We start from the raw sequence: 17,010 nt of genomic DNA on the forward strand, positions 1-17,010 counted from the left end.
AATTAAAAACTCCATCAACCTTGAGCGAACAAGCTTGATTGAGAATTCGCTTTATTAATCGCTGTTTCCATTGCAGTGAATTGCTTCCAATAACGAGCCTCGATATCTTCTAGTTTTCGCTTCCAAGTACTAATTCGACTTTCTGTATCCACTAAATTTTTTCCAATTACATATTGAGCGTCGGTCATCGTTGATCGACCGGCTTTTTTCTCAATAGTAAGCTCAAAAGATTTCATAGCTCCAAATCTTAATTTATCTAAATAGCCTCGAGTATCTACAGTTTTACCATCTACAATATCTTTCTCTTTACCTTCACTATTATTAAAGAGTTTTTCCACTGCTTCTGGGTTTTCTTCTAACGCTTCACGTAATTTTTTTTCATCAATTTGTAAAGTTCCACCATCATTATAGTTTTTAGATGTAGTTATCCCAATACTAAATAAAGTATTATATTTAGAATCGATAGCCGGATTAGATTGATACACTAATGCACGCATATTCGATAGTCCTTCACGAATTAGAGTATCCCCACGAAGTAAGCCGCTCTTTGCTTTTTCTTCCCAAAGCTTAATTTCACTTTCGGACATTTCTTCTCTTTGTTCACTAGTTAATGGTGTATAATCTCGATATTTAGTTTCTTTCGTTTGATCACTTAAATCTTTTATAAAGCCATTATAAGTAGTTACAAATTCTTTAATTTTGGTCATGATATCGTCAACATTTGTTGTTGATGTCATCGTCACCGCTTGTGCTTTTGGAGCAGCATTTACTTTCGCATCATCAATACTACCATCACCATTTAAGATACCAGCTACATCAGCATCTGCTTTTGCCGCATTTTGCGTACTAGTCGCTTCATTTAAACGTGTAACAGCTGCTTTTTCTTCGGCATCTGCAGTTAAATACTCTTTACGTAGGATATTTTGTTCCGCTAGGGCGTTAAATTGAACCTTTTTTTCAGGAGTTAAATTATCCCAAATTTCTTTTTGTTCTGTCGTTAAATCTTCAACTTTTTTAGAACCATCTTGCAAACCTTTAATTAACGCATCTCCAAACTGACTATACTTTTGTTTTAAATCGTCAGCCTGAGCTTTTTCTTGATAAGTTTTTAAAGTAGCCGAATCTGTTGCTATTAAATTAGTTAAATCATCTTTACTTAAAGATTTTAATGCATCTTTTACTTCCTTTGTAAATTCAGGATTATCATCTATATCTTTATGAATTTTATCAATTGAATCATTGCTGTTATACGAGAAGCGTTTTAGTGCATCAATAGCATTTTGATCAAAATCTTTTAATTTTGTACCGTATTTTGCATAATCAGCTTGAGCTTTAAAATCTGTTAGCTGGTCTTTGTTTGTAAATAAAACATCTAGGGCACTATTTGATAAATCTTTTAATTTTGCTTTACTTTCATCACTTAAAGTACTTCCATCAATATTGTCTTTGATTCCTTGTACGGATGACTGGTTTTTAATGAAATCTATTTCATCTGTTGATAAATTTCTCCATGTATCACTTCCAAGTTTATTGTATTGCACTTGTTGTGACAATGATAGTGTATTACCAAAAGCGTTTTTATAAGCCGTTTCATGGTTAGCTGTGTAACTATTAATATCACTAGCACCATAAGCACTTTGTTTAGTTGTAAGATTTGCTTGTTTATTTGCTAAATTGTCAGTAGCATTGTTAAATTCTTCAACAGCAGCTTTATATTTATCTGAAATCGTTTGAAGCCCATTGAATGTATCTTTTAACGTTACATTATAGCCTGAAATCAAAAACGTATTTGTTGTACGTTCTGTCGCTATGCCATTCACAGTGAAAATAGCATTCTTCCCTTCTATATTTTGAACTTTACTAGGGTCAGCAAATCCTAACTTATTGAAAATATCTACTCCACCTGTAACTTTGATTTCCTCATCGCCCTTAACATCACCTGTGTTTTTGGCAGTAAAAGAGAACCGTCCATTTTCAAATACAGCGCTAATTCCTGCATTACTAGAATTCACTTTACTAATAAACTGATCCACTGTCATATCAGAAGTAATTTCAATTTTTGTTGCCTCACTTGCTAATTGACCGTTCTTTTGAATAGCTTTAAATTCTATTGTCCCTGTTGCCCCTAAATCAGCCATTTTCGTAGAACCTACAGCATTTACTTGCTCTCCTACTTTACGAGCTGCAGTAGCTAATTGCGAAACCCCCTCAATTGAAAGTGATCCAGCAGCACTGCCTGTTGCAGTAGCAGATACTAAATTAGAATTGGAACTAGCTGCAGTTTTAGAAATGAGACTTTTTAGTACTAGATTATCTGATATATAAGTATCAAATGTTTTTAGTTTTGTATTAATACTTCGATATGCGTCACGTTGCCACTCGTACGTTTGTTTTTTTTGATATAACTTGTTTAATGGTGCTCTTTCCGCATTCATTAATTTTTTTACTATTGAATCTATATCCATTCCTGATGCTAATCCGCCGATTCTATTTACCATTATAATTTCCTCCAAAATATGCTATATTTTTTCGTCTACAACCATACCTAATAACTTTTGCATCTCATAAAATGCGTCCAAAAGTTTTTTAGGAGGGATTTCTTTTACAACTTCTTCTGTTTTAGTATCAACAACTTGTACAAAATAACGATCCAACCCGTCGTGTAAAACAAATTTAGAAGCATTATGATTGATTTGCAAAAATTCATTTACAGTGTCTACTGCATGTTGCAGCTTCTCTTTAGATATTTCTTGTACGTCAGCAGTAGATAGATTTTCTACTTGTGATTGCGTTACTAATTGAGCTTTACTAGTAGTCGTCATCGTAGTTTCCTCTTTCACTGTTTTCTTCGCAACTGTAGATGACGCTGGAGTTCCTACATCTGTAGATTGACCTTGTGTTGCAATACGCATAATATGTAACCTCCTAAACTTTTCTTATTCTTATATTTAATATCGGAAGTTTTTAGGAATGTTTCACTTTTTTACTGTAAACTACTTTTGATGATACTTTTCCAGTAAAAAGCCTTTAGTTCAAAACATTAAACTAAAGGCTTTTTATATTATTAGTATTTTAAGAGAGTACTAAATGAGTCAAATTACTCTCCATTTTTATTGTATTTCCATATAAGATTTGCTTACATTCCATAATGACTCCAATTAATTATTAATCATTACAAACATATGTCCCATTGTGTTGTACCCTGAATCTTCCATACCTTTACGGACTCCTTGTAGATATGAAGAGTGATGTTCAATTGTTTTTACTAATTGTTGTATACATTCAATTACCATATCTTGCGTTAATTTTTGCTGCTTTGCAGCCATACCAATCATATGTAATTTAATGAGTGTAAAGTGAATAATGAGCATCATATAGCTCTCGAACGTTGTATTATAATCAAATGGAAAAAGATTTTTAAATATATAGTTGACAACATAATTTTCAAGTATATAGCCTTGCTTTTTCATAAATGGTTCATAAAATTCTAAGTAGCTTTGATTATATTTAGCTATCGATTGATTAATGTCTTGCACTTCTTTATTGTCATCTTCATCTAATAATAACCCATCTAATAATTGATAAAGAATGGCTAAATATTTATCGGATGACTCTGTAGACATACGATAGCGTATTAAGTCTCGAGCCAAATTCAACTGAAAATTTAAGTTCCCTTCTATATTTTTTAATGAATTAATGTATTCTTCGTTGCATAGTCGATTTAAATAATCTTCCATAATTTTAGGTAACTGTTGCTCTAAATCACTTTGTTTTAATTGCTCAACTTTTTGAATAAATAGACCTAAAATTATTAATCGAATTTCAATAGGTTGTGTACGATTTTGCATTAGCTCAATAATAAAAATTCTTATATCCCAAAAAAGTGGATGTTTGTTTAAATCTAATTTATTACCTATCAAACCACGAGTTTCTTTAGGCTCCTCTGTCTCAATAAAACCTAAACCATCCTCACGTAACAGTACAACTCTAGCTGCCTCAGGGCAAGATAATGTTAAACTTTTTTCGATAAAGGAACCTACTTGTGTAAATTGTCTTGGGTACATAGCACAAGTATTACATAAAAATTGTTCTCCCAATTCTTTATGAATACCACATAGCCCATCCTCTAACATCATATGACAATTCTTATTTTCGTCTAAAAGTAATTTTGCATAACTTGAATCATCCTGCTGTTTTCGATTCCGCTTCACATAACGTTGTAACTTCTCACTTATTTCAGGATGCTTTACTTTTCGATAATTTTGGTATGTCTTTTTATCCACTGTAATATTCCATCCAGCACAACAGGTATCTTCACAAGCACCTCCAATACACCCAAAATCTTCTAAATACTCAGGAATCAAAATAGGTCTCATATATGCACCTCCTACTTTATATTTAATTAAAACTTACTTTTTTAAAAAACTCTCCAAACCTCTTAATTTACCAAGCGCTTAAACCACCATCAACAATAATATTTTGTCCTGTTACATAACTTGAAGCATCAGATGCTAAATAAATTAACGCTCCAACCATTTCGTCAGCTTGTGCCATTCGACCTAACGGAATACGATTTGAATAATTTTGTTTAAATATTTCATTTTGACCACTTTCCACTCCACCAGGGGTTATTGTATTTACACGGATTTTATCTTTCGCCCAATAGGTAGAAAGATATTTAGTGAATGCAACTACACCCCCTTTTGATGCTGAATAAATGGCTGGCGTATTGATTTGACGATCTAAATAAAACGAACCTTCATAAATACGATTATCTGGAGCAAGTACGCCATAAATAGAAGCAGTTTGAATGATAGAACCTCCATTTTTTTGTTGCTTCATTACTTTTCCTACATATTTAGCTACAAGGAACATCCCATCTAAATTCGTACTCATAATTTCTTTCCATTGGTTCAATTCATATTCTTCAAACGGGGCAAAAAAAGCTTCTAAGTTACTAGATTTACCCGCTGCATTATTATGAAGAATATCAATTGTCTTAAATTCTGTTACGACACTATTAACCATTTCTTTTACTGATTGTTCAGATGTCAAATCACAATAAATCGCTAGTGTTTTTACTCCATAATCTTTTTCAATTGTACTTGCAAGTTCATTCGCCTTTTCAATATTGATATCTACTACCGCTACATTGGCACCTGCATCAGCTAAGCCCATACAAAAATGGCTACCTAAAATTCCTGCACCGCCTGTTACAATAGCATTTTTACCTTGCAAATCAAAAAGCTTTTTAAATTCTTTTTTCATTTTAATACCCTTCTATTCCTAAGCAATGATAAAACTCATCCAATATAATTTTTCTATTCTCTTGACGTGATTGCTTTCCAGCTATTAATAGTGCAATTGATAACAAAGTATTCTCAGGGTTATAAAGTATTTCATTTTTATCTACTAACTTTCCAAATCGATAAAGCATTCGTCTAAACATAGAAAAATTATCTTCTATTTCGACACTAGATCTTTTCGATTCTCCCCAAACTTCTATATTAAATGTTTTTTGTGTACTTCCAAGAATATTAATTGTCCAGACTAATCCACTATCAAAGGTAACCACATATATTTCAGCATTACTAGAAATAAATTCAATTGATTTTGGCTTCTCCTCTAATAACCCTAGTACCCCGTCTATTATATGTATTCCATATTTTTCCCATTCATTAATAACTGAGGATTGTATCACTTTTAGCTTACCAAACCTGTTCATATTAGCTCTTATCTCATCTAATTCAATTGCAAATCTTAATCCTGCAACAGACATTAACTGTCCTTTAGATAGGAATTCTTTAAAATACAATAACTCTGATATGTCCATTGTCAAAGGTTTATCTATTAAAACTTTCATACCTGCATCTAAAAATGGTTTAGCCATTACTAAATGTTGCTCATAATCATCTCGAGCAATAATTACTGCATCAACTTCTCCAATCATATCAGTATAGTTTTTGACGACACTCTCTGCACAAATAGCTTGTGCTAAATTATTGCTAATAGCATCATCTTGAGTCCATACATGAGTAATTTTAATGTAAGGAAAACCAAATTCAGAAATATCCCTCTTCTTAACATAGTTATAAATAACATCCCAATTTGCATTTCTCAATGCTTTATCGTTATACCCATTAATAATAGATCCCCACGAATATGGATGTCCGTTATTTTCTGTTAAACCAATTAAGCCTATTTTTTTTACCATACTCCCCAACCACCATCTACACAGATATTTTGTCCTGTAATATATGAGGATGCATCAGAGCATAATAATGCCACTACACCTTTAAGCTCATGAGGTTGTCCAATACGGTTCATAGGGTTTTTCCCCCCTAGTCGACGCATAAATTCTTCATCTTTTTGTGTCTCTGGGAAAGGAAATGGTCCAGGGCTAATGCAGTTTACGCGAATATGATAAGGAGCTAAAAAGCTTGCTAAATACTTACTAAATTGTATAACTGCCGCTTTTGCTGCGCCATATGATGGTGGATTTGTATATTTTTCATTATTATACATTCTATAATCCGGTGCTACATGACCATACATTGAAGCTGTATTTAAAATGACACCTTGTGATTGTTTTAATAAATGTTCTGTTGCTTTTACAAGTCTAAAAACTGAATTAAGACTCATATCAATATCATATTCCCAATCGTCATTTGAAATAGATTCAAAAGAATTTTTATTCCCAGACCAAGCATTATTGATTAAAATATCTAATGTATCAATTTTACTGATTGTCTCTGCAATCGAATTTTTATTCATTAAATCTATTTTTAACGCTATGAAATTTTGTTTTGGATATTTTACTGATAATTTATCAGCAAGTAATTGGCATTTATTCACATCTCTACTTGCAATAAAAATGTTAGCTCCTTGCTCAGCTAAAGCTTCACACATTTCAGTACCTAAATATCCAGCTCCTCCAGTGATTAAAGCGGTTTTCCCTTGTAAATCAAATAGTTCTCTCAGTGTAACACTCATTTTAATACCCCTTCTCTTCAATTCGTTTCTTTAAAACAAGTTCAGCTAAAGTAAAATCAATTAAATCATCTATATCTACTGATCTATCCTTAGGCATTGTAACAGCACCAATTTCACCTAGAAGAAGTTCTTTGTTCGACTTCAACAACGTATCTACTTTAGTTATATATACTGCTCCATTTAATTGATACGCACTTGGCAATTGTTGACGTGGTAACCATGGAATAACATCATCAATAAATGTTGTTGGGACATCGTTTTCAATTTTCCAAGCTCTATGTGGATTTAAATCCGCTTCTTTAAAAGTTGCAACAGAATCTAATGAATTCTCATAAATCATTTTAATACATTTACTAATATCTTCTACCTCCCTCATCGGAGAAGTTGCTTCTAATAAAATAATATAATCATAATAATCCTGCTTTTTTTGCAATTCTTTTATAACATAATGCATTGTATTAATAACCAACGAATTATCACTTGCTAGTTCTGAAGGACGCATTTGTACTTCTGCACCATATTTAATTGCTATTTCTGCTATTTCTAAATCATCTGTAGAAACAATTACCTTATCAATTTCAGGGGTTTTTTTAGCTGTTTCAATTGTCCATGCTATAAGGGGTTTTCCACATAAATTAGCTATATTTTTTTTAGGGATAGATTTACTTCCGCCTCTTGCAGGTATTAAAGCCAGTACCTTTTTATAATCTATCATATCATTATCTGTCCTCATTTCTTTTTACAGTAATTATCATTCGCCTTATTAAAATCATCCATCCTTCCTATATCCAACCAATATTCGTGGATTGGGAATACAGATGTTTTCTTATTTTTATCAATTAATTGTTCAAAAAGTGTGGGCATATCATAATATTCATTATGTGGAATATAATTAAATACTTCAGGATTAAGCACATAAATACCCGCATTTACAAAGCTTCGATGAATTGGTTTTTCTCTTATTGTGACTAAGTCTGTCCCATCAGTTTCTATAACACCATATGGAATTTGGTATTCATATTCTCTCACACACATAGTCGCAATAGAATTATGATTCATATGGAATTGCATTAGTTGATCGAAATTAATTTGTGTGAGCAAATCTCCATTCATCACAAAAAATGGTTTCGTAGGTCTTTTTTTTAATAATGAAAGTGCTCCAGCAGTCCCCATTTTCTTGTCTTCCTCGATATACTCAATCGTTACATCAAATGCCTCCCCATTTTGAAAATAGTCCTGGATTACCTCTTTTTTGTAATTAACAGAAAAAATAAAATTAGTATAGCCATATTGCTTGAAACCTTCTATTATTGTTTCTAAAATCGGCTTATTTCCCACTCTAAGCATTGGTTTTGGTGTATCGTTTGTTAATGGTCGCAACCTTGTACCTAATCCGCCAAGCATTAATACAACCGTGTTTTTATTTAATGTCGTTTCAATATTGTCCGCAAAAAGTATATTGATAATTCTATTATCCTCATCTACTATAGGTAACTGCTTAAGCATTTTTGATTTCATTAATTGCTTATATTTATGATACCTTTGACCACTTTTTGCCGTTATTGGATTTGGGTTCATAATAGATGTAATTTTCACATCAAGACCTTCACCTCGCAAAATGCCACGGCGAATATCTCCATCTGTGACAGTTCCAAGCAAATGTTGTTCTTCATCTACAACTACTGCAAATTGCAAAGAAGAATCATCAATAATTTTCATAGTTTCTAGTAAAGTATGATTTTGATTAACTAGCGTTTTTTGCCATTTTTTCATATAGTTACACTTCCTTTGCAGGTACGCCAACTGCTTTTACGCCATTTACAAAATTACTAACCACAACAGCCCCTGCACCAATTAAACAATTTGATCCTATATGAATGCCTTGAATAATTGTTGCACCTGTTCCGACATGTGTTCCTTTTTCTATATGGACACTGCCTGATATTTTTGTGCCTGGCGCAATATGTATATGGGAACCTATTTGACAATCATGATCAATCAGCGCACCAGTGTTTATAATACTATTATCGGCAACTATTGTATTCGTTTGAATAATAGTACCAGCCATTATTTGAACACCTTGTCCTAATTGGACGGAAGGAGCAATAATGGCTGAAGGATGGATGACAGATTTAAATTGATACGTTTTTTGCGTAAATTTATTAAAGATTTTTTCTCGTAATGGGGACGGTTTAATTGTCCCTATGGCAAGTACTAGTTCAATGTCAAATGGATTATAATCTTCTATTACCTTATCAGTTCCTAAATAAGGCAAAGCAAAAGCATTCTTTTCTAAAGTAGGTGCAGTAAATCCAATTATCGTTTGCTTCTGTTCAAGTAAAATTTCTGTTAATATTGAAGCATGTCCCCCATTCCCAATCATAATAATCCCTTTATTCATCTATTAGTTCATCCTCTTCATATGATTTTGAAGCCATTTTACCGATGAGAGACCAGTAATTAGAAGGTTGAAGACCATCTCCAGGTCTTTTAACAGTCAAGTTGCTAATAGACAATACTTCACCAGCTTGTATATTTTTTTTAGCAACTAAGCTTTTCCGTGCAGGAATACGATTTTGTAATTCTATAGATGTTGGTTTTTTTATGCCATCTCCTAATGCCTGTTCTACTTCTCTAATTCCTTTTATCATTGCCGTTAGCTCTTCAGGGTTTAAAGAGGCTATATGATCCGGCCCTTCTAACGTTTTATCTAATGTAAAATGCTTCTCTATTACGGTTGCACCCATCCCTACTGCTACAAGCGGAATATTGATTCCTCCTGAATGGTCTGATAAGCCAATAGGTAATTGAAAGATTCTTTCCATTTCAATCATTGCTTTTAAATTAATGGAATCCATAGGCGCTGGATATTGTGTTGTGCAATGTAACAGCGTTACATATTTTCCCAACACTTCTTTCGCCTCTTCTGTAACATAAAACTGATTCACACGCTCTTTCGTAACGGGTTCATTAGATTTCGCTAAACCATAAGAAATAAATGCTAATGCCTCATGTATTTCTTCGATAGTGGCCATTCCGGTAGATAAAATAATTGGCCTTTGTTTTGTTGCAATATAATGAATAAATGGAGCATTCGTTAATTCTCCTGATGGAATTTTAGCCGTTGCAATTGCAATTTCATCTAGCAAAAAATCGACACTTTCGAAGTCAAAAGGTGTCGATAGAAATTCTATTTGCTCCGTTTGACAAAACGTCTGCAATTCAATAAATTCCTCAAAAGTTAATTCTAACTTTTTCAACATCGCAAATTGAGATGAAGCCTCACCTAAATTTTCAACTTGATATGCTGCTTGCTGCGCATTCTTTGTAACTAGATTTTCAGCTTTAAAGGTTTGAAATTTTACCGCGTCTGCCCCAGCTTTTTTTGCAACCATCACAAGCTCTTTTGCCATTTTCAATGACCCATTATGATTGACACCTGCTTCAGCAATGATATATGTTTTATTTTTCATAAATCATAAAACCCCTTTTGAATAGAAAATGAAGGTAAACTGCGTAATACTGAAATTATTTTTTCAGATACTGTTCCATCACCAAATATATGTTCATACTTATCGCTAAACTTTCTTGCCTTTTCAATGGAAATAAGTATATTTTCAGCATCCATATTTGTATTAAATACTGAATTGGGATGCTCACGTCCTTCCTGACGATTTCCACAATTAACAGTAGGTGTTTCTAAATAAGGTACTTCAATTAATCCACTTGAAGAATTTCCAATGACAACATCAGCATTCTTCACTGCACTTAAATACTTTAACTGACCGAGTGAATCAAATATTTTTGCATTGTTATGTTTTAAAGTAAATTGTTGAATCGCCTTATTAATGAACCTTCCACCATTATCAGCATTGGATTTCGTAAACACTAAATTAATATCAGGGTAATTTTCCAGTGTCTTTAACAATTCGTATACCCCATTAACATGACCATTCGTTTCAGGATGATAAGTTATCAAAAACATAGGTCGTTGCTCATCTAGTTGCAGTGTTTGAAATAGTTCCTGACGTGTCAGTAGAGTTAAATTTAAAATATTTTCTATACCAAGAGCACCAACATTATAAACACGTTCTGGAGATTCACCTAATTGAATAACACGCTTTCTATGGGATTCTGTACTTGTAAAATGCCATGTTGCCATTTTTGTAATAGAATGACGAATAGCATCATCATACGCACCAAAGGTACACTCACCCCCATGTATATGAGCAATAGGAATTCGCATAATAAGCGCCGTTTGAGCGACTGCTAACATTTCAAAACGATCACCTAAAATTATTAGCAAATCTGGTTCTAAACGGTTAAATGCATCTGCAAAACTAATTGTAGCAAGTCCCATCGATTTCACAATGCTGGTTGGAGAATCAGCAGATAAAAGAATTTCTATCTTTTCATTGATAAAAAATCCATCATTTTCTATTTCTTTATAAGTGCTTCCAAACTCTGGAGATAAATGCATGCCTGTAGCAACCATTTGTAAATCAAAATCTTGATCTTCTCGAAGTTTTTTTGCAAGATTTGATAATAGACCATACTCCGCTCTAGTACCAGTTACAATACAAATTTTACGTTTCATCATTATCCCTCACTTATTGGTGTGCTAGGAATATTGACAACACGCATATTTAACTGATCTGTTACACTTAAATCTGATTTTGGACAGTTTTGATAGATTGCTAAGTGATGCATTGGGTTCCAAATAGGACGACTCATTACACCTTGCTCATTTAAAAAGCCCAACACTTCATCACGATTAAACTGCTCATCAAGTAGAATAGTTTGTAGCCAATAATTACTTCTAGTATTTGCTGGCTCTTCAAATAATTGGACACCCTCTATACCAGCTAACCATTGCTCATACTGCTTTTTTAACTCGCGTTTTTGTTGGATAAACAAGGGCATTTTTTCTAATTGCGCACAGCCTAACGCTGCGTTTATATTCGGCATACGGTAATTAAATCCTATTTCATCGTGCTCATATGCCCAACGATGTGGTATTTTAGCAGTCGTTGTTAAATGTTTTGCATAGTCAGCTATTGCATCGTCATCTGTCACAATCGCACCGCCACCACCAGTTGTCATTATTTTATTGCCGTTAAAACTAAATGCACTAACTTTTCCAAAGCTACCTGTATGTTTTCCGTTATAATATGAACCCAATGACTCTGCTGCATCTTCCACAAGCGTCAAATTATACATTTCACATACTTTAAGTAAACCCTCTATGTCAGCTGCATGGCCAAATGTATGCATCGGTACAAGTGCCGAAATACGTCTTCCAGTTTCTCTATTATAAAGCTGATTGTTTTGTAGTTTCCCAATTTGTTCTAAGTAGATTTTTAATTTATCTGCATCAACACCTAAAGTATTCATAGAAACATCTATAAAATGTGGAACTGCACCTAAATATGACACAGCATTGGCTGCTGCAATAAAAGTAAGTGAAGGCATTAACACTTCGTCTTCCGCCTTTACGCCTGCAACCTTTAATGCAATATGTAATGCAGCTGTACCATTTACAACAGCAACAGCACGTTTAACGCCGACAAATTTAGCGAGGTCTTCCTCAAAACGATTCACATAAGCTCCAACTGAGGATACCCAGCCTGTTTTGACACAATCTGTCACATATTCAACTTCTTTATCATTGAATGTAGGCTCATGTAAAGGTACAAACTCTTTTCCATAAAATCGCTTTACATTATCTGCAAATTCCAACCATTGATTATTCATATATTATAAACATCTGCCTTATATTGAGATAAATTTTTAGGATTTGTAAACCATTCTATCGTTTCTTCAAGACCTCGTCTGAAACCTTCCTTGCCACCAAATTGTGGTTTCCATCCAAGTAATTCTTTTGCTTTTTTGTTCTCAGCCCAAAGACGTTCAACTTCACTTTTTTCAGGACGTAAACGTTGTTCATCCGTTTCAATCGTTAAATCTACACCCATAATATCTGCAATCATTTGTGCAGTTTCACCAATAGAAATCTCATAATTTGATCCTATATTAATGACTTCACCGATTGAAGTAGTAGCATTCATAACAGATATAAAACCGTTAACGGTATCATTTACATAGTTAAAATCGCGTGTAGGGCTTACAGCTCCAAGCTTAATATTTGTTTTGCCACTTGCTAACTGACTGATGATTGTCGGTATAACGGCGCGAGCAGATTGGCGTGGTCCATATGTATTAAACGGACGAATGATTGATACAGGTGTGTCAAATGAGCGATAAAATGACAAAGCCATTTGATCAGCACCTATTTTTGAAGCAGAATAAGGTGATTGTCCTTGTAATGGATGTTCTTCATCAATTGGTACATATAACGCTGTTCCATATACTTCACTTGTAGAAGTGTGAACTACCTTTTCTACACCTAATTCTTTCGCAGCTTGTACAATATTTAAAGTCCCTGTCACATTTGTATCTACATAAGTTGCAGGAGAATGATAGGAATATGGAATTGCAATTAAAGCTGCTAAATTAAGAACATGCGTACAGCCTTTCATTGCTTCTTTTACACCATAAGGATCACGAATATCGCCTGAAAATACATCCAATGATGATTTAATTTCCGCTGAAGACTGATCTAACCAGCCCAATGAATTAAATGAATTATAATAAACAAATGCACGAACATCATAACCTTGTCGTACTAATGTTTCTGTTAAATGCGAGCCTATGAAACCATCTGCACCCGTAATTAATATTTTCATAAAAAAACCCCTTTTAAAATGCTATCTAATTTATATTACCATAACTAGTTAACTATATTTACTATCGGCATTTTAAAAAAAAAATCAACCAATCTCTTTTTGATTGGTTGATTAAAATCTCAGTTTACTTACACCCAAAAAAGGAACTAATAAACATTTTAAAGTATTAAATATATCTAAATTAATTATTGGATGGCAGCTATCGCTTCTTGTACTTCTTCAAAAAAAGGTGCAATTTCATATTCAAATAAATCTGCAACTAAAACATAGTCTTGACGTTCTAATCCTTCATTAATCTCAGATAAAAACTCACGAATTTTATTAATTGCTAATGGAGCTTCACCTTTATTTTCAATTATTAATTCGCTAGCATGCGTTAGCCACATTACCCCTTCAGAGAAATTTTTAATACTTTCTAGCGCTTCTCTAATTTGGTTTTCACGTAAATAATTAGCTATAGACATGGTTCCTTTTGGAATTTTATTAATATACTCATTATAACTCTCAATTACTTCCATTAATTCTAGCATTTAATTCATCCCCTAACTTAATTGCTTCCTCAGTATAAATTTTAGTTTTCGACACAGCCTCTTGTAAACGGCAATATAATTCTAGATTTTGATTATAAACTCTGTTAAATTTCTCTTCCTCTTCTTCATTTTTTTTCCCTTTATAGTTTCTCAGAACATCAGCTATTAACGGATCTGCTATTCTTTCAAACATTAAATTGGCTAGTTTCTCCCTTAAAAGCTTATCTATACTATTAAGTACCTTAATAGTTTGTGGAGAGAAAAATTTCTTTAACCAATCTTTTTTCAGTTTCAAAATTACCTCTTTTAATCTATTATTAATAGTTTGGTATACTTTAACTTCTTCTTCTAAACCTAATCTAATAGTTTCCCATTTTTTTTCTTCGAATTTTGACTGTTTGTCCAACTCTACTGGGCGAATTGCAAATTTTTCACAAAATTCTTTGAATGTAACCTGTTCAACTCCCTTTATTTTAACTCCACCTTCTGTACAGTTATAAATCGTAGGTATATTAGGTAATATTGTTATTAAGGTTTCAAATGCTAGCTTCATCGCATGGAAAGGGTAGTCAGTCATTACTTGTTCACCATAATACCCTTCAGTTTGAAATGCATCACGTTTTTCTAAAAATTCATCATCAATTCGCATTGCATATTTATTCCCACTAGCATGTGTTTGTAAATCAGTATAAGCTAAATCTTGTCCTATTAATGCAATTGGACCAGATGACAGGTTCGTAGCTACAGTTAAAGCGAAGTTAGCTACCGATCCTCCACCTGCTATTAACGGTAAATCCACTCCATATTTTTTTTCTATAATTTCTTGTACTTTCACATCATCAGTCGTTAAAAATGCATATCTTTCATTTTTCCATTCATATTGTATTTTATAATTACTGGATAATCCGTAGATTAATTTAGTTTTATTGCTATGGATATTTTCGAAATGATGATAGTTTGCTTCACTACCATCGATAGTCACAACATAGTCTGGTTCTATATCATGTTTAAGCAAAGAATTAATTGTGGATCCTGCAGCAACCAAAATAATATTTTCTCGTATACTTTGCAATAAAGGAAGTTGTTTAGTTAACGATGGTCCGCCAGATGCTATAACTACAGGTACATCATTAAATTTACTATTATTTGATAAGGGTTGGTCTCTAATTAATAATGGTAAATTTTTAATATAATTTTCTTGCCATCCTTCGCTACCTGTCCGAATCGTATATTCATCGACCTGATTAGATCTTTGAACATCTTTTACACATTGTAATACCTCTTTATAAAATTCAGGGGCGATTTTATCGTAATTTAAACTACAAATCACTTTAACTTCCCTACTTAAATTTTCTAGACTAGAAGATAATTGGGTTTTAAATTCGTCTATCTGATTTTTTCCATAAATTGTATCATCATTGATATTTAACTCTATCTTAAATGGATCAATTACTACAATAACTTCATCTTCTATCATTTTTTTTAATTCATCAACTAAGTAGCCACAGCCATAGCCAAAAACGATATGTACAAAATTTTCTGTGTATTCCTTTTCAGCAATTCTTTGTGCCTCTTTTATAGGGTCGTATTTACTATGTAATAAGTAACTATCAAATTCTATTGTCTTATTCCCTGTTTTCGTATCAATATATTTAATCTCATGAGTCAACTCTATCACCTCAATAGAATTATCGGCTAAAGTTTATAAAAATGAAATAAGACTTTCCTCTATTTGAGGAAAGTCTTAAAATTTTTCTAATTATTAATTATTGTAATAATTGAAGAACGCCTTGTGGTTGTTGGTTAGCTTGAGCTAACATAGATTGAGCAGCTTGCATTAAGATATTGTTCTTAGTGAAGCCCATCATTTCTTTCGCCATGTCTGTGTCACGGATACGTGATTCAGCAGCTGTTAAGTTTTCTGATGTAGCACCTAAGTTGTTAATTGTGTGCTCTAAACGGTTTTGAACAGCACCTAGTTTAGAACGCTCTGTTGATACTTTTTCAAGAGCATCATTAATTGTTTTAATTGATTTATTAGCAGCAGTTTGTTTATCAATTTTAACGCCTGACAAACCTAATGATTTAGAACCCATGTTTCCAATAGTTAACTTTAAGTTTTGGTTTGAGTTAGCACCGATATGGAATACTTTTGATTTAAATGAACCATTTAAAAGTTTTTGAGTGTTGAACTCAGTATCAGTAGAAATACGGTCGATTTCTGTTACAAGTGCATCTACTTCTTTTTGTAGAGCTCCACGGTCTGCATCAACGTTCGTATCATTCGCAGATTGTACTGCTAATTCACGCATACGTTGTAGGATTGAGTGTGTTTCGTTAAGAGCACCCTCAGCAGTTTGGATTAAAGAGATTGAGTCTTGAGCGTTTTTAGTAGCCATATCAAGACCACGGATTTGTCCGCGCATTTTTTCAGAGATTGCTAAACCAGCAGCGTCATCGCCAGCACGGTTTACTTTGTAACCTGAAGATAATTTCTCAAGGTTTTTAGAAGCTTGAGTGTTGTTGAAAGTAAGGTTACGGTGTGTGTTTAAAGCTGAAATGTTGTGTTGAATTCTCATTTGGAATTCCTCCTTGAATAATTGTTTTGTTATTCCACATCCGTGTGGAATTTCGGATTAGGTAGTATGTATATACTTCCTGCCCCTTACAAACTATATATCGTAATTAGTTGGAAATGTTTAATAGTTTTTTTAAAAGTTTTTTTGTTTTTTATGTAATAG

Annotated in this window: 16 protein-coding genes; all 16 read right to left on the reverse strand. The window is 33.1% G+C overall.

Annotated features, from left to right (window positions below; genetic code table 11):
- Positions 1-14: 14 nt before the first annotated feature.
- The 16 genes from fliD to VK91_RS07865 all read right to left on the reverse strand — a co-directional run bounded on the left by fliD (position 15) and on the right by VK91_RS07865 (position 16,848).
- A complete protein-coding gene (gene fliD / locus VK91_RS07790) occupies positions 15-2,498 on the reverse strand; it encodes a flagellar filament capping protein FliD (RefSeq protein ID WP_048392061.1) in 2,484 nt (827 codons plus the stop codon).
- Positions 2,499-2,519: 21 nt separating this feature from the next.
- Positions 2,520-2,912: a flagellar protein FlaG gene (locus VK91_RS07795; RefSeq protein WP_048392062.1), complete on the reverse strand. Its 393-nt coding sequence runs from the start codon at positions 2,910-2,912 to the stop codon at positions 2,520-2,522.
- A 246-nt stretch (positions 2,913-3,158) separates the two neighbouring features.
- Positions 3,159-4,376: a flagellin lysine-N-methylase gene (gene fliB / locus VK91_RS07800; RefSeq protein ID WP_048392063.1), complete on the reverse strand. Its 1,218-nt coding sequence runs from the start codon at positions 4,374-4,376 to the stop codon at positions 3,159-3,161.
- 67 nt (positions 4,377-4,443) lie between these two features.
- The gene (locus VK91_RS07805; protein WP_048392064.1) at positions 4,444-5,268 is read right to left on the reverse strand and encodes an SDR family oxidoreductase; all 825 of its coding nucleotides are present in this window, start codon (positions 5,266-5,268) and stop codon (positions 4,444-4,446) included.
- Position 5,269: 1 nt separating this feature from the next.
- A complete protein-coding gene (locus tag VK91_RS07810) occupies positions 5,270-6,214 on the reverse strand; it encodes a Gfo/Idh/MocA family oxidoreductase (protein ID WP_048392065.1) in 945 nt (314 codons plus the stop codon).
- On the reverse strand, positions 6,208-6,993 hold the full coding sequence (locus VK91_RS07815) for an SDR family oxidoreductase (RefSeq protein WP_048392066.1): 786 nt from the start codon (positions 6,991-6,993) through the stop codon (positions 6,208-6,210). The genes VK91_RS07810 and VK91_RS07815 overlap by 7 nt, the downstream gene beginning before the upstream one ends.
- Before the next feature lies 1 nt (position 6,994).
- Complete coding sequence (locus VK91_RS07820) at positions 6,995-7,708, reverse strand: cytidylyltransferase domain-containing protein (RefSeq protein WP_048392067.1); 714 nt, start codon at positions 7,706-7,708, stop codon at positions 6,995-6,997.
- A gap of 14 nt (positions 7,709-7,722) precedes the next feature.
- A complete protein-coding gene (locus tag VK91_RS07825; protein ID WP_048392068.1) occupies positions 7,723-8,766 on the reverse strand; it encodes a nucleotidyltransferase family protein in 1,044 nt (347 codons plus the stop codon).
- Between the two features lie 4 nt (positions 8,767-8,770).
- Entirely contained in the window at positions 8,771-9,394 is a 624-nt protein-coding gene (locus VK91_RS07830) for an acetyltransferase (protein WP_048392069.1), read from the reverse strand.
- Positions 9,387-10,466, reverse strand: coding sequence for an N-acetylneuraminate synthase (gene neuB, locus VK91_RS07835; RefSeq protein ID WP_048392070.1), 1,080 nt, complete (start codon positions 10,464-10,466; stop codon positions 9,387-9,389). The genes VK91_RS07830 and neuB overlap by 8 nt, the downstream gene beginning before the upstream one ends.
- Entirely contained in the window at positions 10,463-11,590 is a 1,128-nt protein-coding gene (gene neuC / locus VK91_RS07840) for a UDP-N-acetylglucosamine 2-epimerase (RefSeq protein ID WP_048392071.1), read from the reverse strand. The genes neuB and neuC overlap by 4 nt, the downstream gene beginning before the upstream one ends.
- Positions 11,591-11,592: 2 nt before the next feature.
- Positions 11,593-12,747, reverse strand: coding sequence for a LegC family aminotransferase (locus VK91_RS07845; protein ID WP_048392072.1), 1,155 nt, complete (start codon positions 12,745-12,747; stop codon positions 11,593-11,595).
- Positions 12,744-13,739, reverse strand: coding sequence for an NAD-dependent 4,6-dehydratase LegB (locus VK91_RS07850; protein WP_048392073.1), 996 nt, complete (start codon positions 13,737-13,739; stop codon positions 12,744-12,746). Before VK91_RS07850 ends, VK91_RS07845 begins: the two co-directional genes overlap by 4 nt.
- A gap of 185 nt (positions 13,740-13,924) precedes the next feature.
- Positions 13,925-14,269, reverse strand: a complete 345-nt coding sequence (locus VK91_RS07855; RefSeq protein WP_048392074.1) for a hypothetical protein — start codon at positions 14,267-14,269, stop codon at positions 13,925-13,927.
- Entirely contained in the window at positions 14,244-15,938 is a 1,695-nt protein-coding gene (locus VK91_RS07860) for a motility associated factor glycosyltransferase family protein (RefSeq protein WP_053075689.1), read from the reverse strand. Before VK91_RS07860 ends, VK91_RS07855 begins: the two co-directional genes overlap by 26 nt.
- Positions 15,939-16,035: 97 nt before the next feature.
- A complete protein-coding gene (locus VK91_RS07865) occupies positions 16,036-16,848 on the reverse strand; it encodes a flagellin (RefSeq protein ID WP_048392076.1) in 813 nt (270 codons plus the stop codon).
- Positions 16,849-17,010: the final 162 nt, after the last annotated feature.

It is taken from the genome of Lysinibacillus sp. LK3 (assembly GCF_001043675.1).
Lineage (GTDB): Bacteria > Bacillota > Bacilli > Bacillales_A > Planococcaceae > Lysinibacillus > Lysinibacillus capsici.

Excerpts from the sequence above, each read along its gene's own strand:
- fliD (WP_048392061.1), bottom strand. The coding sequence starts at position 2,498 with ATGGTAAATAGAATCGGCGGATTAGCATCAGGAATGGATATAGATTCA.
- VK91_RS07795 (WP_048392062.1), bottom strand. The coding sequence starts at position 2,912 with ATGCGTATTGCAACACAAGGTCAATCTACAGATGTAGGAACTCCAGCG.
- fliB (WP_048392063.1), bottom strand. The coding sequence starts at position 4,376 with ATGAGACCTATTTTGATTCCTGAGTATTTAGAAGATTTTGGGTGTATT.
- VK91_RS07805 (WP_048392064.1), bottom strand. The coding sequence starts at position 5,268 with ATGAAAAAAGAATTTAAAAAGCTTTTTGATTTGCAAGGTAAAAATGCT.
- VK91_RS07810 (WP_048392065.1), bottom strand. The coding sequence starts at position 6,214 with ATGGTAAAAAAAATAGGCTTAATTGGTTTAACAGAAAATAACGGACAT.
- VK91_RS07815 (WP_048392066.1), bottom strand. The coding sequence starts at position 6,993 with ATGAGTGTTACACTGAGAGAACTATTTGATTTACAAGGGAAAACCGCT.
- VK91_RS07820 (WP_048392067.1), bottom strand. The coding sequence starts at position 7,708 with ATGATAGATTATAAAAAGGTACTGGCTTTAATACCTGCAAGAGGCGGA.
- VK91_RS07825 (WP_048392068.1), bottom strand. The coding sequence starts at position 8,766 with ATGAAAAAATGGCAAAAAACGCTAGTTAATCAAAATCATACTTTACTA.
- VK91_RS07830 (WP_048392069.1), bottom strand. The coding sequence starts at position 9,394 with ATGAATAAAGGGATTATTATGATTGGGAATGGGGGACATGCTTCAATA.
- neuB (WP_048392070.1), bottom strand. The coding sequence starts at position 10,466 with ATGAAAAATAAAACATATATCATTGCTGAAGCAGGTGTCAATCATAAT.
- neuC (WP_048392071.1), bottom strand. The coding sequence starts at position 11,590 with ATGAAACGTAAAATTTGTATTGTAACTGGTACTAGAGCGGAGTATGGT.
- VK91_RS07845 (WP_048392072.1), bottom strand. The coding sequence starts at position 12,747 with ATGAATAATCAATGGTTGGAATTTGCAGATAATGTAAAGCGATTTTAT.
- VK91_RS07850 (WP_048392073.1), bottom strand. The coding sequence starts at position 13,739 with ATGAAAATATTAATTACGGGTGCAGATGGTTTCATAGGCTCGCATTTA.
- VK91_RS07855 (WP_048392074.1), bottom strand. The coding sequence starts at position 14,269 with ATGCTAGAATTAATGGAAGTAATTGAGAGTTATAATGAGTATATTAAT.
- VK91_RS07865 (WP_048392076.1), bottom strand. The coding sequence starts at position 16,848 with ATGAGAATTCAACACAACATTTCAGCTTTAAACACACACCGTAACCTT.